General features: G+C 42.9%; 16 protein-coding genes. 9 read left to right on the top strand and 7 right to left on the bottom strand.

What is annotated here, in order from left to right; translation table 11 throughout:
• Positions 1 to 374 precede the first annotated feature (374 nt).
• A complete protein-coding gene (gene cysS, locus IM496_RS04065; protein ID WP_287661298.1) occupies positions 375 to 1,817 on the top strand; it encodes a cysteine--tRNA ligase in 1,443 nt (480 codons plus the stop codon).
• Here cysS and IM496_RS04060 read toward each other — a convergent pair.
• The gene (locus tag IM496_RS04060; RefSeq protein ID WP_287661297.1) at positions 1,800 to 3,329 is read right to left on the bottom strand and encodes a glycine betaine ABC transporter substrate-binding protein; all 1,530 of its coding nucleotides are present in this window, start codon (positions 3,327 to 3,329) and stop codon (positions 1,800 to 1,802) included. The two genes, cysS and IM496_RS04060, sit on opposite strands and share 18 nt — an antisense overlap.
• Before the next feature lie 118 nt (positions 3,330 to 3,447).
• Here IM496_RS04060 and IM496_RS04055 point away from each other — a divergent pair, with 118 nt between their 5' ends.
• From IM496_RS04055 to IM496_RS22285, 3 genes are read left to right on the top strand one after another with little or no spacing between them, the layout of a single operon-like run.
• The gene (locus tag IM496_RS04055; protein ID WP_287661295.1) at positions 3,448 to 4,452 is read left to right on the top strand and encodes a CHAD domain-containing protein; all 1,005 of its coding nucleotides are present in this window, start codon (positions 3,448 to 3,450) and stop codon (positions 4,450 to 4,452) included.
• 12 nt (positions 4,453 to 4,464) lie between these two features.
• Positions 4,465 to 5,898 (top strand): bifunctional orotidine-5'-phosphate decarboxylase/orotate phosphoribosyltransferase, encoded by a 1,434-nt coding sequence (locus IM496_RS04050; RefSeq protein ID WP_287661293.1) that lies wholly within the window; start codon positions 4,465 to 4,467, stop codon positions 5,896 to 5,898.
• Positions 5,899 to 5,938: 40 nt separating this feature from the next.
• Positions 5,939 to 6,121 carry a hypothetical protein gene (locus tag IM496_RS22285; protein WP_306438775.1) on the top strand — a complete coding sequence of 61 codons (183 nt, stop codon included), beginning with the start codon at positions 5,939 to 5,941 and terminating at the stop codon, positions 6,119 to 6,121.
• A 77-nt stretch (positions 6,122 to 6,198) separates the two neighbouring features.
• Here the strand turns inward: IM496_RS22285 and IM496_RS04045 are convergent, their stop codons facing one another.
• From IM496_RS04045 to carA, 5 genes are all read right to left on the bottom strand, one after another.
• Positions 6,199 to 6,495, bottom strand: coding sequence for a DUF1816 domain-containing protein (locus tag IM496_RS04045; RefSeq protein ID WP_104397146.1), 297 nt, complete (start codon positions 6,493 to 6,495; stop codon positions 6,199 to 6,201).
• A 112-nt stretch (positions 6,496 to 6,607) separates the two neighbouring features.
• Positions 6,608 to 7,474, bottom strand: coding sequence for a 23S rRNA (guanosine(2251)-2'-O)-methyltransferase RlmB (gene rlmB / locus IM496_RS04040; protein ID WP_287661291.1), 867 nt, complete (start codon positions 7,472 to 7,474; stop codon positions 6,608 to 6,610).
• Between the two features lie 43 nt (positions 7,475 to 7,517).
• On the bottom strand, positions 7,518 to 7,934 hold the full coding sequence (locus tag IM496_RS04035; RefSeq protein WP_002734315.1) for a Mini-ribonuclease 3: 417 nt from the start codon (positions 7,932 to 7,934) through the stop codon (positions 7,518 to 7,520).
• Positions 7,935 to 7,937: 3 nt separating this feature from the next.
• Entirely contained in the window at positions 7,938 to 8,288 is a 351-nt protein-coding gene (locus tag IM496_RS04030) for an STAS domain-containing protein (protein ID WP_045360375.1), read from the bottom strand.
• A 74-nt stretch (positions 8,289 to 8,362) separates the two neighbouring features.
• Positions 8,363 to 9,511 carry a glutamine-hydrolyzing carbamoyl-phosphate synthase small subunit gene (carA, locus tag IM496_RS04025; protein ID WP_287661289.1) on the bottom strand — a complete coding sequence of 383 codons (1,149 nt, stop codon included), beginning with the start codon at positions 9,509 to 9,511 and terminating at the stop codon, positions 8,363 to 8,365.
• A 197-nt stretch (positions 9,512 to 9,708) separates the two neighbouring features.
• Between carA and IM496_RS04020 the strand changes: the two genes are divergently transcribed.
• Together IM496_RS04020 and IM496_RS04015 are read left to right on the top strand one after the other, a co-directional pair.
• Positions 9,709 to 10,596 carry a helix-turn-helix domain-containing protein gene (locus IM496_RS04020; RefSeq protein WP_287661288.1) on the top strand — a complete coding sequence of 296 codons (888 nt, stop codon included), beginning with the start codon at positions 9,709 to 9,711 and terminating at the stop codon, positions 10,594 to 10,596.
• Between the two features lie 256 nt (positions 10,597 to 10,852).
• On the top strand, positions 10,853 to 13,570 hold the full coding sequence (locus IM496_RS04015) for an AAA-like domain-containing protein (protein ID WP_287661287.1): 2,718 nt from the start codon (positions 10,853 to 10,855) through the stop codon (positions 13,568 to 13,570).
• Here the strand turns inward: IM496_RS04015 and IM496_RS04010 are convergent.
• Positions 13,567 to 15,009, bottom strand: a complete 1,443-nt coding sequence (locus tag IM496_RS04010; RefSeq protein WP_287661286.1) for an AAA-like domain-containing protein — start codon at positions 15,007 to 15,009, stop codon at positions 13,567 to 13,569. The genes IM496_RS04015 and IM496_RS04010 overlap by 4 nt on opposite strands.
• A 729-nt stretch (positions 15,010 to 15,738) precedes the next feature.
• Here IM496_RS04010 and IM496_RS04005 point away from each other — a divergent pair.
• The 3 genes from IM496_RS04005 to IM496_RS03995 all read left to right on the top strand — a co-directional run bounded on the left by IM496_RS04005 (position 15,739) and on the right by IM496_RS03995 (position 21,250).
• Positions 15,739 to 16,668 (top strand): VOC family protein, encoded by a 930-nt coding sequence (locus IM496_RS04005; protein WP_002741315.1) that lies wholly within the window; start codon positions 15,739 to 15,741, stop codon positions 16,666 to 16,668.
• A 31-nt stretch (positions 16,669 to 16,699) separates the two neighbouring features.
• The gene (locus IM496_RS04000) at positions 16,700 to 17,362 is read left to right on the top strand and encodes a nitroreductase family protein (protein ID WP_002776854.1); all 663 of its coding nucleotides are present in this window, start codon (positions 16,700 to 16,702) and stop codon (positions 17,360 to 17,362) included.
• 93 nt (positions 17,363 to 17,455) lie between these two features.
• A complete protein-coding gene (locus IM496_RS03995; protein WP_287661285.1) occupies positions 17,456 to 21,250 on the top strand; it encodes an AMP-binding protein in 3,795 nt (1,264 codons plus the stop codon).
• The last annotated feature ends 135 nt before the right edge of the window (positions 21,251 to 21,385 follow it).

Here is a 21,385-nt window from a genome sequence, read left to right as displayed (position 1 = left end):
CGTACCGTGGGACACACGGAATCGGGCTTCTGAAATGGGGCGAAAGTCTGTGGACTCTGTGTAAGACAGTACATGGTTTTTTAACTGTGGTATGCGACGGTGGTGGAAGCAGAAACTTAAATCGTGAGGTTTAGGAATCGCTGCACTTTTAGGGCGGCGAGGATGTCAACAATAATAGTCCTCATCAAAACAGTCCTATCTCCTCGAATCTTACCGTCACATCTTTACTAAAACCCTAAAAACCCCTTGACAAAAAACACAAAATATAGTAGGGAAATCAGGGAAAGTGGTTAGCGGTTACTGATCACTGATAACTGAAAATAACTGCTATAAAATTGGACTAGCCTTTTTCCCCAGAAAAAAATTCCCCCTCCATGACCTTAATCCTCTACAACACCCTCAGTCGTCGCGAAGAACCCTTTACCCCCCTCATCCCCGGCATGGTCTCCATGTATTGCTGCGGCATTACCGTCTATGATTATTGCCATTTGGGTCATGCGCGTACCTGTGTGGTTTGGGATGTGGTGCGGCGTTATTTGGAGTATCTCGGTTATAAAGTGCGCTATATTCAGAATTTCACTGATATTGACGATAAAATTCTCAATCGGGCTAAAAATGAACATACCACCATGGCAGCCGTGGCCGAGAAATTTATCGAGGCCTACTTTGAGGATATGGCAAAATTAGGAGTCAGACCGGCGGACGCTTATCCCCGGGCCACTCATACCCTCGACGGTATCAAGCGCCTAGTCTATGAATTAGAACAAAAAGGCTATGCTTACCCCAGCGATGGCGATGTTTACTATTCCGTCCGTCGTTTTTCTGATTATGGCAAACTATCGGGGCGAAAACTCGATGATTTGCAAGCCGGGGCCAGCGGCCGGGTAGAAACCGACGACCCGGAAGCAATCAAGAAACAAGACCCCTTTGATTTTGCCCTCTGGAAAGGGGCAAAACCGGGGGAACCTAGTTGGGATTCTCCCTGGGGCCAAGGTCGTCCGGGGTGGCATATTGAATGTTCGGCCATGGTCAAAGAACAATTGGGAGAAACTATCGATATTCATGTGGGGGGAAGTGATCTAATTTTTCCCCACCACGAAAACGAAATTGCCCAAAGTGAAGCGGCTACGGGTAAACCTCTGGCCCACTATTGGTTACATAATGGCATGGTAAAGGTGGCTGGGGAAAAAATGTCGAAATCCCTCGGTAATTTCATCACTATTCGCGAGTTATTGGCAAAATATGACCCCTTAGCCGTGAGATTATTAATTTTAGGCGCCCAATACCGCAAACCGATTGATTTTTCCGATGAGGGATTGCAGGCGGCCACTAATGGCTGGCATACTTTACAAGAGGGTTTATCCTTTGGTTATAAGCATCTTCCGCCAGATAATCCCAGAATTACTGACCAAGAGCTAGAAAATCGCTTTCAAGAGGCGGTAAATCACGATTTTAACTTTGCCGGTGGTTTAGCGGTGTTATTTGAAATCGCTAAGGAATTACGCAAGGAGGGTAATAATTTAACCCATGCGGGTAAGACAGACAGCAATCTAGCCCAATTAGCGGTAAAATGGCATACTTTGGTGAAATTGTCTAGGGTTTTGGGCTTAGAAATGGCCGCTGACCAGAGGGAAACCCCTGTTTCTGAGGGAATTAGTGCAGCGGATATCGAAAATCTGATCCAACAACGGACAGAGGCGAAAAAAGCGAAAAATTACGCCGAAAGCGATCGCATTCGTGCAGAATTAAAAGCCCAAGGCATTAGTTTAATCGACCAACCCGGGGGAGTGACTAAATGGTTAAGAGAGGGAGACTAGAAATTCTTTGACCACTTCCTCCACTTTGCGATTGCGGCCATCCACCTGATAGTTTAATTTCTGCATAGTGCTGGAGGTAATTTTGCCGGTGAGTTTGGCTAAAACCTGTCGCAATTGCGGATATTTTTGCAAACTATCCCGGTTAAAAATCGGCACCGCTTCGTAGGGAGGAAAATAGCGTTGATCATCTTCTAGGATGACTAAATCTAGCACGGGAATTAAGCCATCGGTGGAATTTCCCGCCACTAAATCCACTTGTTTTTCGGCTAAAGCGCGGTACATTAACCCTAAATCCATCACTTTCGGGGGTCCGGCAAAAGTTAGGCCATAGGTCTTCGCTAATCCCTTGTAACCGTCTTCCCTTTCCAAAAATTCATAACCAAAACCCGCTTGCCAATTGGGGGTATATTTAGCCACCTGCGAGAGAGTTTTCAGATTGTATTGACTGGCGGTTTCTCCCCGGATAACAATGGCGAAAGTATTCTCGAATCCTAAACTGGGAAAGACTTCTAGATTAAATTTTTCCGGATAAATCTCTTGCACCTTTTCAAAGACTAATCGGGCATCGTTAAGGGGTTTTTCTTGCAAAATTCCCGTGAAAGCCGTGCCAGAATACTCCACATAACCATCGATTTTACCCGCTTTCACCGCTTCATGACAGATCAGAGTACCACCGAGATTAAATTGACGCTCAACCCGTAAATTTGTCTCTTTTTCGATTTCCTGTGCCAAAATTTCCCCTAAAATCACCTGTTCGGTAAAATTTTTGGAACCGATCACCACGGTGCCGGGGGATGAATGGAAAATTTGAGTCAAGAGGAAAGATAGCAAGGCCAACCCGATTAAACCTAAGCCCCATTGCCATTTAGAGGGCTTTTTCGGACGTTGCGAAGGGGAAAAGGTCTTTTCTAGCCGACCGAGACTCCAATCGGCAACAATGGCTAAAAAAGCGGCAGGAATTGCCCCCGCCAAAATTAACTGATTGTTGACCGTGGCAATACCGCGAAAAATAAACACTCCCAAACCACCGCCACCGATGGCAGCTGCGATCGTAGCCACACCGATAGCAATCACCGTGGCAATTCTCACTCCTGCCAAAATTGTCGCCCTGGCTAGGGGTAATTCGATATAGCGCAGGATTTGACCGTCGGTCATGCCTAGGGATAACCCCGCTAATTTTAATTCGGGATCAACTTTTTTGATGCCCAGATAGGTATTTAAAACAATTGGCAGTAAAGTATAGAGAGTTAGGGCAACAATAGCGGGAATTTTGCCGATTCCTCCCAAAAAAGGTACGGAAATTAAAAAACCAAATAGGGCTAAACTGGGGATAGTCTGTAGGGTGTTAACGATCGCTATAATCGGTTGAGCGAGAATAGCTTGACGACTAATTAAAATACCTAGAGGAATCCCGATTAAGCTACCCATAGCCATGGCTATTCCCGTCAAGAAAAGATGTTCTCCAGTGCGAAAAGCGATTTCCCCCGCATAATCTAGCCAAAAACTATCCATAAACTTCTCTTAAAGCTGCTGCTTCATCCTATTGTATAGAATAAATGGGATCTATTATTTCCAGTCTTGATTTAAAGATTCTATCACCATCTTGACATTATTTCCTCCCTAAAGACAAATGACTAACAAATTTAATCCTCGGGCTAAAACTGTTGCCGATTGGGCCTATATCGGTATTGATAAACATTTTCATAAAGTTCTTAAACATGAAGTTGGGGTTTTACTCGATCAGGATACGGAAGAATTACATCAAATTCGTGTAGGAATGCGCCGTCTTCGCAGTACCTTAACTGGTTTTGCCCCCGCTTTAACCATGCCGAAATCTGCCGATCAAAAAAGGGTGGGTAATCTGGGCAGAATTTTAGGAGAATTGCGGGATTTAGATGTGTTAAAAGAGGCTTTTATCGGTCATTATCAGCCAATTTTGCCCCCGCAAGAGCAGAATCTGCTGAAGAAAGTTTTACAAGTTCTCGAACAACAAAGAAAAAAGGCATTTGCTAAGGTAGAAAAGCTGTTAAAGTCCGACAAATTTCTCAATTTTAAGGCAGATTTTGCCAGTTGGTTGGATAATCCCACCTATCAACCGATAGGAAAATTAGATATTGCCACAGTTTTACCAGACTTATTATTACCGCAAGCGAGTCGCTTTTTACTGCATGAAGGCTGGTTAATTGGGGTAAATTTAGAGGAAGATCAAAAAGTAAGAGAGTTTTCTAGTCAAGAAATTGATGACTTATTGGAAAAAGAAGGATTATTACTGCATGATCTCCGCAAAGAAGCCAAGCGTTCCCGCTATAATATGGAGTTATTTACTCAGTTTTATGGCGACAAGTATCGAGAGTATCTAGAGGATATTAAAAACCTTCAAGGTATTCTCGGAGAAATACAGGATTGTTGTGTTCTCTCGGATTTTCTTAGCCAAATTTTCCCCAATTGTCTTGCCAAGGAAATGCCCACCTTACTAGAAATTTTCCGAAATATCCGTCACCAAAAATGGCAAGAATGGCAACCACTACAAAAGAAATTTCTTGACGCTGACACCAGAAAAAGTCTGCACGAGACAATTTTACAGCCTATTTTTCGGCCAAATAGTGTAAAATTAGAAACTAATCCAGAATCCTGAGATTAGGAACCGATGAATTTTTTTCAAAAGTTAAACCACGCCATTAGTCAAAACCAGACTCTACTTGTCCTCGGTTTAGATGCTAACCCCGAAATGATGCCCTCCACCCCGGGAGAATTAATCGTTAATTTAGAACAGTGGCTCAAGTTTATTATCGATGAAACCGCCCCTTTTGTCTGTGCCTACAAACCAACTTTAGGCTTTTATCAAGCTTTGGGAGCGGCAGGGTTAGAATTATTACAGCGAGTTTTAACGGCAATTCCCGCTCATATCCCGGTCATTTTGGATGCTAAACACGGTGATATTAATACTAGCAGTGTTTTAGCCGAGACTATCTTTAAAACTTGGCAGGTGGATGCGGTTACTCTCAATCCCTACTCCGGACAGGATCACGTTGCTCCTTTTTTAGTTTACCCCGAGCATGGCGCTTTTATCCTCTGTCATACTTCCAATCAAGGCGCGATTAATCTGCAAGAATTTCCCAGTCGCGACAATCCTTTTTATCTGCAAGTTGTCAAAGAAGCTTGCACTTGGGGAACTCCCGAACAAGTATTTTTAGAAGTGGGAACCACTCAACCAGAGATATTGAAAAGAATTCGCAATTTTGCTCCCGAAAGATTGATTTTATTACGCAGTATTTGGGAAGAAAAAAGTAAATTCTCCGAGTTAATTACTGTGGGTTTAAATAGTCATGGCGAGGGTTTATTAATTCCTGTACCCCAAGACTTTTTATCTCAACCCGATTTGGGTTCAAAAGTCAAGGATTTACGAGAGGAAGTCAACAAAATTCAACAGAATCACCAGCAAGAATCGAGCCAAGATGAGACTTGGACTGCTAACGTTTGTCTTTTAAAACAACATCCTCATCAGGATTTAATTCTACAATTATTTGATATTGGCTGCTTGATGTTTGGCGATTATGTGCAAGCATCGGGAGAAACTTTTTCCTATTATATTGATCTGAGAAAAATTATCTCTAATCCTAATATTTTTCAGCAGGTAATTGAAGCCTATGGAGAAATATTAAAAACCTTGACATTTGACCGCATTGCTGGCATACCCTACGGTTCTTTACCCACAGCTACGGGTTTATCTTTATTATTAAATCACCCGATGATTTTCCCCCGCAAAGAAGTAAAAGCTCACGGCACAAGAAGAGTAATTGAAGGTAATTTTCAAGTGGGGGAAACGGTGGTAGTGGTGGACGATATTTTAATTTCTGGCAAAAGTGCGATCGAGGGGGCAGAAAAGATTAAATCGGCGGGATTATTAGTTAATGATATCGTGGTTTTTATCGACCATGGTGGCCCCGTTAAAGATAAACTTCGTAGCCATGGTTATCAACCTTATTCGGTTTTAACCCTAGCAGAAATTACCGATACTCTCTACGAAGCGGGAAGACTGACAGAAGCAGAATATAGCTGTTTTTTAAATCGCTCCCATTGATATTTAGGGTTTGCGGCAAAAAGTTTTTCTTGGGGGCAGGGTGTGGGGTGTGGGGTGTGGGGTGTGGGGTTTTATCGATTTTCAGCTGGTCAACTACCTAATTTTCAGGGAAAAAGTACCTGAATTTTCCCCCCGATCCCCGCAACGGCTGGCACTTTTTGAGGGGAAAAAAGTCCAAAAGTCTTATCCAACAAGGTTTTTAGATTTATTCAGCAGACCCTAAGTAGCAGCCTTATGCTGTCTTTTCACTGATTACTGATGACTGATTACTGATCACTGATTACCGATCACTGAAAATTGTTAAGAAACTTGACTGCGTAAGACCTTTAGGGTATTCAGGAGCTTGCTTTCTTCTTTTTCCTCAAAAATAGTTAAATCTTTCGGTTTACAACGTTTTATATCCAATTTAATCCCCTGCGCTCCTTCTGTTTTCAAATCTTCTTCATAACCGGCTTGAGCGACTTCAGCCTCGTCTTTAGCGAGAAAAGGACCGAAATAATAAGTACATCTGGGATAGTCGGTTTTAATCTCGACCCAGTAGGCTAATCCGAACCTTTCGAGTAAGCTAATCAAAAATTCTTTCATTTCGTTCCCCATCTAAATCTACTCTGGTGGTTTTGTTACGTTCGTTTACATTTCGCAAACTTCCTTCCTATTTTATTTATACTTTCTCCTTTTGGCTATTGGGAGTGTCGAAAAATACAGATTCTCAGTCCGGGGAATTTTGCCAGCGTTGCCGGTAAACCTCGTAAATGGCCATAGCCGCCGCCACCGAAGCATTGAGACTGGGGGTTTTGCCGGCCAAGGGGATAGATACCAACTCATCGCAGGACTTTTGGGTTAACAGACTCAAACCCTCTCCCTCCGAACCTACCACCAATCCTATCGCACCCGTTAAATTGATTGTGTGTAAAGATTTACCAGTTTTTGCCGCCGTGCCGTAGAGCCAAAAACCGGCCGCTTTTAATTCCTCTAAAGCACGATTGAGATTGACCACCCTGGCGACGGGTAAATATTCCAAGGCCCCTGCTGCCACTTTCATCACCGTCGATGTCACCCCAGCGGCGCGACGTTGGGGAATAACTACCCCCTGACAACCCATAGCTTCGGCGGTGCGAATAATTGCCCCAAGGTTATGGGGATCCGTGATCCCTTCAGCGATGACGATGACGGGGTGGCGACTTCTGCCCTTAGCTTTTTCGATCAGATCGGCTAATTCGATATAATCATAGGGAGACATCTGGGCGGCGATCCCCTGATGATTGGCCTTACTGGTAATCTGATCGAGACGCAGATCGTCCACCTCATCAATTACCGTGCCGTTGGCTTTGGCCTTTTCCAAAAGGGTATGATAACGGGGATCGTAACGGAGTCGATTGACCACCCAAATCCGATTCAGTTGGCGCTCCTCTTCCATTGCTGTTAAAACCACCCGGCGACCGTAGAGCAGATCATCAGCTTCTTGGTTTTCTGGAGTTACTGCTGGGGATTTAGCCAGAATTGGCCCGGTTTTTGGCCGCGAGGGCCGGCGAGAATTACGATTATCGGACTTGTCACGAAATGGTCGATCGCTCATGGTTGCATGGATTAAGAGTAAAGTCGGGAATCGTCCCTGAGGGCTATAATTCTAGTTTTTCTAATAGTTGATGTAATCTTGAGGGGTCTTGCAGATAAAGATAGCCGAACAGGGTTTCTAAACTGCTGGCCTGCTGATAGACTTGGGCTGTCAGACGACGGCGTTTTCCCGTGACCGCATTGCGTCCCCGGCGCAGAATTTCTTTTTCTTGGTCCGTCAGATAGGGCTGCAGTTGTGCTAAATCTAAAGCCTGTTGTTCGGCCCTGACCTTGCCTACCACCTGAGCGTGATAGTCCCCCAGACGCTGGGGCGGCAGTAAATAATAGGTGCGGATGTATAATTCATAAACAGCATCCCCCAGATAGGCCAGAGAAGCAGGCGATAATCGGTCAAGACCCTCTAGGATTGGTGAACCCTGGCCACTGACCTGTAAGCGAAGTTTTTCGAGAGGAGATTCCACGATTTACGCTTTTTCTAGATATTCGATCGCCGCTTCCAGGGTGGGTTGCAGGGAAAAAAACTTCTCCAATCGCACCAGTTTTACGGTTTGAGTTACCCGGGGATTGGTAACAATTTGTAAACTGCCCCCTTCGGTTTTGGCCTTTTTCACCAATTTTACTAAAGCCCCTAAACCGGAGCTATCGATAAAATCAATCTGAGCCAGGCTAATAATCACATCCTTGGGACCTTCCTCCACATAGCCTTCGATCACCTTACAAAAAGTCGGTTCGGAAAAGGCATCTAAAAGACCCGTCAAACGGAAAATTTGGTACTTATCTCTGACCTCACGCGTGCCTCGCAAGCTGACAGTCAAGTTAATTGCTTCTGGAATAATCGCCTCCTAGCCCTAGGGCCGTAAAAATCAAAACCCTAGTATATCCTAAAAATTTACGACCGATCCTTTTTTGCTTGCCGCATTAAATCAACAAATTTGCCAAACAGATAATCGGCATCGTGGGGGCCAGGACTGGCCTCGGGGTGGTATTGTACCGAGAAAAAGGGCAAAGACTTGTGTTTTAAACCCGCTACGGTGCGATCATTGAGGTTGAGATGGGTAATCTCCACTTGCGGATTTAAAGATGCTTCCTGCACGGCAAAACCGTGATTCTGACTGGTAATTTCCACCTGTTGCTGCAGTCCACAGGGTTGATTTAACCCGCGATGGCCAAATTTTAGTTTAAAGGTTTCTGCCCCTAGGGATAGCCCCAAAATTTGATGACCCATACAGATGCCAAAAGTGGGTTTTTCTCCTTGTAAAAGTTGCTTGGCTAGGGCAATTCCTTCGGTGACAGCCGCCGGATCTCCCGGTCCGTTAGAAAAGAAAATACCATCGGGATTATAGGCGGCGATTTTTTCTGGGGGAGTGTCGGCGGGAACCACGATCACCCGACAACCGTAGCTGGCTAAACGTCGGAGAATATTGCGTTTGATGCCAAAATCGATCGCCACCACCGTTAACGGTTCTTGATCACTATCAATTGGCGCAAATTCCCAAGCGGACGGGGTGGGAGTCGTCCACTCGTACACTTCCTTAGTGGTTACTTCCTTAACGAGATTTAACCCGGCCATACTGGGGGCCGCCTGCACCAACCGCAGTAAATCGTGATAATCGAGTATTTCCGTGGAAATTGCCCCATTCATCGCCCCAACCGAGCGAATTTTGCGGGTCAGAGACCGGGTATCGATGCCATAGATGCCAATAACATGATGAGCGGCCAGATAATCCGGTAGGGATTGGCTAGAACGCCAATTACTGGGCCGGTGGCAGATATTTTTGGCGATCGCTCCTTTCACCTGGGGACGAATTGACTCCTCATCCTCGGGGTTAACCCCCGTATTTCCCAATTCTGGATAGGTAAAAGTGACGATTTGACCAGCATAACTGGGATCGGTGAGGACTTCCTGATAACCGGTCATCCCCGTGTTAAAGACAACTTCGCCGACGGTGGTTCCCTTGGCTCCGAAGGAATAACCCTCGTAAACCGTACCATCGGCCAGAACTAATAAGGCTTTTTGACTAGCAGCACTGGATATCATCGTCAATTTTTTAATTTTGAGTAGTGGTGAGAAACAGAAGTCAAGGATAGACTAGAACAGGGACTAGAAAACGAATTGCTTAGTTTTAATTGGCTAGAGCGTTTTATGATTAAGAGTACATACGCTCAAGGACAATAGTTCCCCCTGACTAGCCATCGGCAATATCCTATCGCTTAAAAAATAACTATATAAGTAATATGAGTCCAAGAAAACTGACTGATGCCACGAAAAAAGAAATTCTTAAGCTTTATCGGGAAACGGAGGCCACCACTTCCACGTTAGCCGAGCGTTATGGCGTGAGTAGTTCTACGGTCAGTCGTTTTCTCAAAAATTCTTTTTCTAGCGAGGAATACGAGCAGTTAATCCAGAAAAAACGCTTGGCCCGTAGTCCTCGCGGTCTCGAGGAGGAGGGAGCGGCGGCGGATTTACCAGAAAAAGCGATCGAGGTGATTAGTGTTCGGGCAGCGCGCATCGCAGCTAAGGATGAGCAGGCTTTTGAGCGACCGATCGCTTCTGTGGAACAATTAACCCTGTTAATGGATACCGCTTACCCGCCAGAAGTAGATAATTCGGAAGACACGGAAATTAATGGCGATAAGACCCTAGAAACCGCTAATTTAAACGAGTTTTTCGTCGAAGCTATCGAGGAAGAGGAGGAGGAAGATGAGCTTGACGAGGATTGGGATGAAGAGGAGGATGAAGATGAAGATGAAGATGAAGATGAGGAGGAACTAGCGGGGAGCTATTTAGGCCCGACTATCGTTAAAACCGCCCAATTACAGATCTTACCCCTCTCGGCGGCGGCTTTTCCCAAAACCTGTTACTTGGTCATCGATCGCGCTGCCGAATTAATCACCCGTCCCCTCAAGGATTTTGCTGAATTGGGTAAGGTTCCCCCTCAGGAAATCCAACAGCGCACTCTCCCCATCTTTGAAAGTCATCGCATCGCTCGTCGTTTCTCCAAGCGCAAGGAAAAAGTGATTAAAGTTCCCGACGGTCGCCTGATCGAAAAAGCTCACGCTCAACTGGAAGCGAAAGGGATCACCCGTCTGCTCATGGATGGTCGTATCTACGCTTTAGAGTAGGGAATTAGGGGATAGGAGACTTTTCAGTCTCTTCCGAACCCGTTGCTGAGGGTGGGGACTCGCGCAGTTGAGAGAATTCAGCTTAGATGAGTTTACCCGAAGAAAATATGCCAATTTCATTCAGAGCAGAACTAGCTTACCAATAATCGGCTATGAGTGAGCGCGGTTTTTTCTGGATTTATCACCGGGGTTAGTGTAGTTCAAACTGGTATTACTTACCCAAGTTTTGGTTATCTGGTCAATAAAATACCGAAATATGCAAGAAAACGCAACCGCCGAGAATGTTTATAAGTTTTCTAGTACCTTATCTCATTCCGATCCAAGCTATGTGGATAGAAGGGCTGATCTGGAACTGTACCAAGCTCTGATGAACAGTCAGTATTGTTATATTTTCAATTCTCGCAAAATGGGCAAGTCGAGTTTGACGGTACGCATCCAAACTCAAATTGAAGTCCAAGGAGTAGCCTGTTCCCGTATAGACTTAAATGAATTGGGGACATCAGTAGATCAATCTAGCTGGTATCATTCCTTAATTATTGAAATTGCCGAACAATTAAAACTAAACATGACGGATTTAGAATCCTGGATCGCCAGTCAATCTGTTTCTAATGTTGGGTTACTTAGACAATTTATTAAAGAAATTTTATTAAGAAAAATTTCAACCATTATTGTTATCTTTATTGATGAAATTGATGTGGTTAGAAAACTACCTTTTGCTACTGATGACTTTTTTGCTTACCTTAGGTCTTGTCATGAAAAGCGAGTTATTAATGCAGATTTTAATCGTATTTCATTTGTTTTAATTGGCACGGCTACCCCCAATCAATTAATTCAAGATAGTCAAAGAACTCCTTTCAATATTGGTAAAGCAATTGAATTAAATGGACTGTCGTTAGAAGATAACTGTCAACCCTTGATGCAAGGACTAGAAGGGTTGGGTGTGTCCCCTCAAGAAATTCTACAAGAAATTTTTAGCTGGACTAATGGTCAACCTTTTCTAACTCAAAAATTGTGTTATTTAATGGCCAAGTTTAAAGTTCAAATACCTCAGTCTCTCTTATCAGCTTGGGTGCGAGATTTTGTTTATAAACACATTATTGATAACTGGGAAAAAAAAGATGAGCCTGCTTTTTTATCAAGTATAAGAGAGCGACTTATTTATCATCCTGACCAAGGGTATTTACTAAGGGTTTATGCCAACCTTTTAAAAGGTAAATTGGTGAAAGCGAGTAACACACCAGAACATGATGAACTATTACTATCTGGATTAGTTATCGTCGATAATCAGGGCTATCTTAGGGTGGCTAATGCTATTTATCAGGCAATTTTTAATCAAAAATGGTTATATAATGTATTAGCAGCTAGTCGTCCTTATCAATCGGAAATTGCTAAGTGGGAAGACTCAAATTTTACCGATACAAATTGTTTACTGAGAGGTAAAAAATTAGAGGAATCTAAAAAATGGCAAGAAGATAAAGAATTAGATAGTATCGATTATCGTTTTTTAGCAGCCTCTGAAAGCATTACTCGTCAAAAACAATCTCGTTTATTTATGTTGGCAGCGGGAATATTTACTAGCATTGTTACAGGGTTACTTGGGTTGGGATTCTACCAGTCATGGCTGTTACCTTACTTTTATAAAATTCCCTATACTAAGGAGCCTGAACTATTTAGCCAAGGCGAAAAAAAGCTACTTATTAAACAGGAAAATTTTTATAAAGATCGGGGTATTTTGGCTTTTAAAAATGCTAATTATTTGGAAGCTAAACAGTTATTCAAAAAAGCCTATCTTGCTCATCCTGAAGATGCAGAAACCTTAATTTATTATAATAATGCTATCGCTTATTTAAGTGATAATTATGTGACTTTGGCGGTGGTTATTCCCAGTGGCAAAAAAAATGAAATTTCCCAAGAAATCCTGAAAGGGATTGCTCAAGCACAATATTTATTTAATAGCCAATTACCGACAAGTGCGAATAATTTATTTTTAAATATCGTTATTGCCAATGATAATAATGACGAAAAAGTTGCTAAGATAGTCGCCAAGGAAATCGTTAAAGACCCCAAAGTTATTGGAGTAATTGGACATTATTCTAGTGAAGCCACCTTAGCAGCTTTACCTATCTATGAAAGAGCCAAAATTACTTTAATTTCTTCGACAAGTTCCTCGGATGTAATTGAGAGTGAATACTTTTTTAGAACCGTTATCACCAATGAAAAAATTGGTGAAACTTTAGCTAATTATGCCAGCCAACATGATCTAGATAAAGTAATTATTTTTAATAATTCTAACCAGATTGATAGCCAAGAACTTACTCAAGAGTTTCATCAAGCTTTCCAAAAAAAAGGCGGTAAAATCACTAAAGTAATTGATTTATCATCTTCCCTAGATATTGACGCAGAAGTTTTAAAAGCATTTTCCCAAGATCAAGTTAGAGGAATTGTCTTATTTCCCAGTTTGGAATCAGCTTCTATGGTAGTAGAATTATCCCATACTCTTGAAAAGTTAAATACCAGCACCACTCCAGAACTGAAAAATAAGCTAGTTCTTTTAGGGAGTCATTCCATGTATGAACATGAAATGTTGGTTGATAGCGGTAAATTTATTGATAATTTAGTTTTGGCTGTGCCTTGGTTTTCCCATCTAATTAAGTCCCAAAATTTTGTCAGAGATGCTCAAGCTTTATGGAAAGAAGATATTAGTTGGCGAACCGCTACCAGTTATGATGCGGCTCAATCATTTATAGCTGCTATTAGAGCCTTGCAATCCCAGAATAAAATTTCTTTAGAGTTGATACAAGAACATTTAGAAAACCTCAATCTTTCGGCCAGTTTGACATCAGGCAATTCTCTCAGGTTTGTAGATAATGAATCCGAATCTAATCGAGAACCAATTACTGTGAGGGTTAAGAGTAAGTTAGAAGAAAAACTTGAAAACTCAATTCAGTTTCACTGGGAATCTCAACGAGACTAATCAAGCAAGTCGTCAAAATATACTTGATACAAATTGCAACGCACCTCTAGGGTATCATAATTTTTGTCGATCAGTCCCAATCGGTCCAAAAATTGGACCGATTCTCCTTTCATTTGAGCCGGAGTCAGAGCTTTTTTCTGAAGAATTTGCCTAAAAATATTCCGTAGGTTAGCATTACTTTTCAGATATCTCATCAGTAGGAAAAAATGACTTTGAAATGGCTCTCGTCCCTGCAAGGCATCATCTAGAACCTTTTCTAGAGAATTCCCTTCTTGCAATTTTACCAAGATTAACTTAATTAAATAAGGATTACCTCCCACTAAGTTCATGACCTTATGAACATCTGATAACGTCCAATTAATGCCATTAACTTGAGCGAAAGTGAGAACTTGTTCCGCATTAAAATCCGATAAACTAGCCACATAACCTACACCAATTAAGGGAGAGGCATAAAAATCGTAGTTGCTATAAAATTCCGTTGAATGAATAATAATTAAGCGCAGTTTCCGCCAAGGTTGGGAACGTCTTTCATGCCAACTTCTGAGAATACCACAAATTTCATTACCGATTGTTTCAGTTTCCAAAATTGTATCAAATTTTTCAAAGACAAAAACCAGAGGATTAGCGCTGGGTTGGAGAACATATTCCTCTAAATATCGTCGAGTTTTGTGGGCAGGAGTTCCGGGACGAGACCAAAATTTATCGAGAAGAGATTCGTTAATCTTTAATTCTTGGGTAATGGTACGACAAATCGACAGCAGCAAGTCTTCACAACTAAGGGCAATAGTGGCTTTTTCCTCCTCACAATCAATGATAACTGGTTGATAATTATCTTGTTTGAGATGATGGACTAACCAATTAACTAAACGGGTTTTGCCACTATTATGAGGTGCGCGAATTCTTAGCAACGATTGTTCTTGCTGAAGAACTTTGAGACAATTTTCCTCCAGAGGTGGACGTTTTACATAATCCTTAATATAGGTCTGATAATCCTGTTGTTTTTCCTCATCTAAAGAGGAGAAAATAGCAGCAATTACGGGAGATTGATGTTTACTTTTGTTTGCCCACTCTTGATCAAAGCACCTTAGGTTAGTTAAAATATCATGACCCCGTTGCCAAAAAGTAATTTGAAAAGTACGAATTTTTCCTTGATTATTGAGACGATGATCTTCCAAAATACCTAAAAACTTTTCGTTAAGATATTCCGTCAAAGCATCCCGAATTTGCCATGAATCCAGCTTTTGACCACATTTTTCAGTCAGCATTTCTAAAGCATTAAGTTCGGCTTGAATTTTCAATTTTTTCTCATTAATCCAGCTAAATTTAATAGCCAGATTTTCACAATTATCCACCTCGTAGTTAGCAAACTTTAACAGAGCATTAAGCAGATATTTGGTTCTTTGCCTGGGAATATCCCCATAGGTAACTTTTCTAGACATTATCTCAAGTTTAGTAATTAAGGACTTTGCTGATAATTGAGAAATTTAAGTAATAATTTGGTTACGGATTAAACTTAAAACAGTGACTTTCCTATCCTCCTTTTTGAGTGCAAGCTTCGCTCCCCTGTTTAACAGCGTGCGCTAAATCCAACCGTTCGAGAAAAATTTGACCTGTCAGTTCGCGAGTTTTCAATTGATGCCATTCAGGTGCAACAAGATTGATTTCAGAGGGGTATTTGGGCAGTGGAAACAGAAATAATCCTTGCCGCTGCCACTGATCCCAATATTCTCTGACTTGCTTACTCGAACGATAGCGGATTTTTCTAGAGGGTACCTCAAAAAATAGATTTACTTCAGCATTGCACCGCCTGAAACCCTGATGAAACCTTTGTTGATTCTCAATTAGTGTGAATATTTTCTCAATAAGTCCAATTTAACGAGGTACTCTAGACAACCTTGACCACATCTCTCAAAAAAATTTTCCGCAAAACCCCGAAGTTCCCCAAGGTTTTTCTCCACCCCCAAGTTACTCACACTCCAGTCTGGGATAGCAATTGAGGGCAAGAAAAATTAGCCTTTGACTGTGGGTGTACCCACAATGCCATAATCAACCACAACAAAGTTCAGATTTTCTTAAATAGTCTTTTTCCCCTTGCTATGGCAGCACTTTGACCGATATCTGTCTGGCTATTTTGTGCCGAATTAGACAACTCCACTGGATGACCGACTATGACTAAAATTGCTGATATTGCCTACGTTACCTATCAACATCCGGATTTAGACCTGTGCGAACGTTTTTTGAGGGATTTTGGCCTGATTACCGCAGTTAAAACCGATACAGCCTTGTATATGCGAGCTAGAGGCAAAAAACAGTTTGTCTATGTCGTAGAATGGGGAAAAGAAGCTAAATTTGTTAGTTTTGCCCTAGAAGCGACATCAGAATCCGTCTTACATGAACTAGCCACTTTAGCCTCCGCTTCGACCGTGGAAACCCTATTCACCCCCGGCGGTGGTCAGCGCATCAAAATTATTGACCCCAACGGTTTTAACCTAGAATTGGTCTATGGTATCGAGGAAGTGGAACCTTTGCCGATTCCTGAACCCCTAGAATGGAATCACGCTAGTCGGAAAACCCGTTTAGGTCGCACCCAAAGGCCGAAAAAAGAACCCGCACCTATTTTACGTCTAGGTCATCTAGCTATTGATGTCAAAGACTTTGAGGAAAGCTATCACTGGTATCAGCAGACTTTTGGCTTAAAAGCAACAGATTTAATTTATTACGGCCATCCCAGTTTACGAGTCGGGGGTTTTCTTCGTTGTCAACGGGGAGAGGAATGGGTTGATCATCACACCATCGCCATGTTGCAAGGTTCTCACCCCAAAGTCCATCATACTGCCTTCGAGGTACAAGATTTTGACTCTATTAAAATCGGCCACGATTGGTTACGAGAAAAAGGATGGACTCCTGTGTGGGGTATTGGTCGCCATTTGTTGGGAAGTCAAGTGTTTGACTATTGGCAAGATCCTTTCGGTAGCCTCATTGAACATTTTACCGATGGGGACCTTTTTGAGCAAACCACCGAGCCAGAACTTCACGCGGGTGGGTTAGATATTCTCTATCAATGGGGACCGGCGATTCCCGAAAGTTTTTTAGGTTAAACCGTTGAAAACGTCTCATAAAAGGGTTTAGATGATGAATATTGCTGAAATATTTCAAAAAAGACGCTCTACTCGTAAATTTCGCACCGATGCCATTCCCGAAGAAATTTTAGCCGAAATTTTTCGTTTAGGATTCCAAGCTCCCTCTAGTTATAATTTGCAACCATGGCGATTTATAGTGGTTAGAGAACCAGAAAATAAGGCAAAATTGCGAGAATTCGGCTTTGAACAAGATAAATTAGTCGATGCACCCGTGGTTTTAATCTGTTGTGGCGATCGCCAAGTTAACCATCGTGGTTACATTAATCAAGTAATTGAGTTAGGAAAGCAAGAGGGGACGATTTCCGAAAAACGGGCCAAGTTCATGCACATGGCCATTCCGCCTTTTTTCCAATTTAAACCCTGTTATCAGTCTCCAGAAGCTTGGAGCAACCGACAAGTTATGATTGCGGTTACTTATCTCATGATAGCGGCGCAAAGCTTAGGGGTGGATAGTTGTCCCCTAGAAGGATTTGTGGCTAAACCCTTGCGCGAGTATTTCCAAATTCCCGATACGGTCGATGTCTGTTGTCTCTTAGCCTTGGGATACGCTGATGAACCCTTGAGCGAGTATGGGGGACGTTTTGGGACTCAGAAGCTCTGCTATGGCGAAATTTACGGAGAAACCTTTAATTTAAGCCCAAATCACCCCTAGAGTGACCGTCGCCCCCCGTCACCAGAAACTTTTCCCGGTGCGAGAGGATTAAATCTTTGTTTTCGATTCCATTGAATGATGGGGAGTAAAAAAATGACTCTTTGTTTAGATACTAAGCTTAATTTGTCAGAAATAAGCAGTTTAGTCGATATTATTCGTTATCGCGCCCAATATCAACCCCAAAAAACGGCTTATACCTTTTTAGTCGATGGCGAAACCGAAGAAAAACGCCTTACCTACGGGGAATTATTTCTAGAAGCGCAAGCGATTGCCAATAGTCTCCAATCCATCCTATTACCGGGGGAACGAGTTTTATTAGCATACCCTTCGGGATTAGAGTTTATTACTGGGTTTTTCGGCTGTTTATTAGCAGGAGTAGTGGCAATTCCAGTTAATTTGCCCAAGAAAAACCAAAAGATGGCTCGCTTAACTTCTATTATTAATAATTCGCAAGCAAGCTTACTTTTAAGCACACAATCGGAATTAGACCAATTAAAAAGGCAACTAGACAGAGATATTCCCTTTCTAGCTACGGATAGCTTAATCGGCAAAAGTTTAGCCGAAGACCACCCCACTCAGATAAAAGCAGATACCTTAGCCTTTTTACAATACACCTCCGGTTCCACGGGGACTCCCAAAGGAGTGATGGTCAATCACGAGAATCTTTTGACCAACCTCCGAGATTTAGATTTAGGCTGGGAACACGATGAAAAGAGCGTTATGGTGACATGGTTGCCAACTTTTCATGATATGGGGCTAATTTATGGCATTTTACTGCCCTTTTATCGAGGATTTCCCTGTTATCTCATGTCCCCGGTTTCCTTTTTACAACGTCCTCTCGGTTGGTTAAATGCCATCAGCAAATACAGGGCCACCCACACTGCCGCCCCTAATTTTGCCTATAAACGTTGTCTTGACAAGATTAAAGAGGAGCAGCTGGCGGATTTAGACTTAAGCAGTTGGAAAGTGGCTTTAAATGGCGCAGAAACCGTCAGAATGGAAATTTTAAGCGAATTTGCTCGTAAATTTGCCCCCTGTGGTTTTGAGTTTGCCGCCTTTTGTCCGGGTTATGGTTTAGCCGAGGCCACCTTAAAAGTTGCTGCTGTCAGGAAAAATCAACTTCCTCAAATCTGCTGGGTTGAAAAAGCCGCTTTAAACCGTCATCAAATCGTTTTTACGGAAAAAAGCCCAAATTCTCAATCCTTAGTCAGTTGTGGACAAACAGAAATCGACACAGAAATTGCCATTGTTAATCCTGAAACCTGTCAACGCTGTCCCTCCCAGCAGGTGGGAGAAATTTGGGTGAAAGGCAAAACCGTTGCCCAGGGCTATTGGCAACATCCCGAAGCTACAGAAAAAACTTTTCAAGCAGTTATCGCCGATACTGGACAGGGTTTTTATTTGCGTACAGGGGATTTAGGTTTTATTCATCAGGGTCAACTATACATCACCGGACGCTTGAAAGACCTGATGATTATTCGCGGCGGTAACTACTATCCCCAGGATATCGAACAGACCGTAGAACAATGCTATCCCGACTTTTGCCCCAGTGGAACTGCCGCCTTTACCGTAGAAATCGAGGCAGAAGAAAAGTTAGTCCTAGTTCAAGAGGTAGAAAGAACGGCAATTCGCCGTTTTAACCAGCAAAAAGCCCTAGAAGCAGTTCGTCGAGCGGTTTTTCAAGAACACGAATTGCAAGTTTATGATATCGCTTTTATCAAACCCGCATCTCTGTCCAAAACTTCTAGCGGCAAAATTCAACGCCACGCTTGCCGTCAACAGTATTTAAACCAGCAACTTCCACTAATTTCATCCCCTATGCCGACGCTAACCCCCCCCCTCAGCAGTCACCAAGCTGACCCCACAACCGCTAGTCAAGAAAAAACCGAGCAAATCTTGACTTGGTTGCGAGATTACGCCAAAACTCGCATTAATTCCCATCTGATTGATGACCGTCGTTGTGTGCCGCCCTATATTGTCATGGATTTTGGCAATCAAGGACTGATGGGAATGCAGATTCCCGAAGAATACGGGGGAATAGCCCTTAATAATCGCAATTTTTTGCAGGTGATGGAACAATTAGCCGCCATTGATTTAACCCTGGCGACGATGGTGAGTCTCAATAACAGCTTAGGTATCCGTCCGCTGCTCAACTACGGGACTATTTCCCTCAAGCAAGAGTTATTACCTCTTTTAGCGACAGGAAGACAATTATCCTCCTTTGGCATGACGGAACCGGAAGCAGGAGCGAATATCGGGGCAATTAGTACCGTTGCCGTGCCGGATGGCCGAGATAAATGGCGAATTCGCGGCCTTAAGCGTTGGAATGGTTCCGCTTGGGCCGGAATGATTAATGTTTTTGTCCGTTTGCTTGATTCGGAAGAACCGGGGAATAACGGTTTGACAGGTTTTCTTGTCCGTCAAGGCACCCCCGGTCTGCGTTTGGGACCTGAATCCCTAACTATGGGATTACGGGGAATTATGCAAAATGCCATCTATTTTGAGGATGTTTTAGTCACTAAAGAGCAATTGCTGGGAGAATTGGGCAATGGCACTGAACCCGCCGACGATGCTTTACTTTATGCCCGTTTAGGTATTGGCATGATGGGAGTTGGCGGCATGAAACGCTGTTTACAATTAATGTTACGTTATGCCAGCCGTCGTTCGATCGCTACAGGTAAATTGCTAGAAAGTCCGATTACTTTAGCCCGTTTTGACCATTTAACTGGGGCTACGGTGGCCTTGTCCAGTCTCTTAAAGTGTATTACCACCGCCTTAGACCAAAAAGTTGCCGTTCCCAGGGAAATGGCAGTTATTGCCAAGATTACGGGGGCTGATTACCTCTGGGAAGCGGCCGATAGTCTCGTTCAGATGCTCGGGGGTAGAGGTTACATGGAAACTAATCTTGCCCCGCAAATTCTCCGGGATGCCAGAGTTTTACGAATTGGCGAAGGTCCTAACGAAAGTTTGAAAATCTTTTTGGGCAAAAGTATCACCCATACGGACAAATTAGGCGAATTTCTGACAAAAGTTCTGGAAGCGCCCGAGATTGCCCTGCAACTCCACACCACTGCCCAATCTATTAATCAGCGTTGTCTCCAGTCTAATCTCTGGGGTGATCGTTCTGCCGCCTTAGCTTGGGCCTATTCTTTAATCGGAGAATTGGGTTGTTACGCCGCTTTAGTAGCAACAACAGCGAAAATGTCCCAAATTCACCCCGGGGAAAAGTACAGTCATGCCCTAGCTTGGAGTCAATTGCAGTTTGATTTATGTGTGCAGAAAGCTCTCCGGGGAACACCCGAAGAAAACTTTGCTTCTTCGGTGGCAACTATCCGCGATCGTATCCTCGATTATACTCAATCTATTGATGATATCGAACAACGTCTAGACGGTTCCGATTATCAACTCGACGAGTTATTGACGTTGGAACCAGAAGCTAAACAGACTCATCCTCAAGCTGAAACTTCTCTGGTCGAAATTGCTATTCAAACGCGGCAAGACGGAATAAATAGCCCCTCTAGTCCGAAAAAGTCCCTTCTTAGCCAACAAACTCCCGAAAAGGTGGAAATGTGGTTAGGTAATTGGTTACACCAGAAATTAAAGGTCAATCCAGCCACTATCCAAACCAGCCAGTCTTTTGCTGATTTTGGCTTAGATTCAATTTTTGCCGTGGAATTAGCCCAAGATCTTGCCGATTGGTCGGGAATCCCCGTCGAAGCCACCATTGTTTGGAATTATCCCACTATTGATAGTTTGGCAGAATATTTAGCTAACCAGATTAATCAAAGCAATACTGGGGCTGAATCGGCAAATAATCGGGAAAAAAGCGAAATTTTAGCAGTTTTACCCCAAATATCCGAAGAAGAAATCTCTGCCTTCTTTAGTTAATCGCTGGTGGGGATAGGATAGCTAATTTCCCTTGTCCTATCCCCCACCTCGGAGTCACGGGGACAATTGTGACTATGCCACTAAATTTTCCCATCCCGACAGTATCAAGGTTTTTCCCGCTTATCCGTGACTTTT

The organism is Microcystis sp. M049S2, from assembly GCF_020245625.1.
Taxonomy (GTDB): Bacteria; Cyanobacteriota; Cyanobacteriia; order Cyanobacteriales; family Microcystaceae; genus Microcystis; species Microcystis ichthyoblabe_A.
Note: the sequence above shows the minus strand (reverse complement) of the source record. Positions and strands in the feature narration are given on the sequence as shown.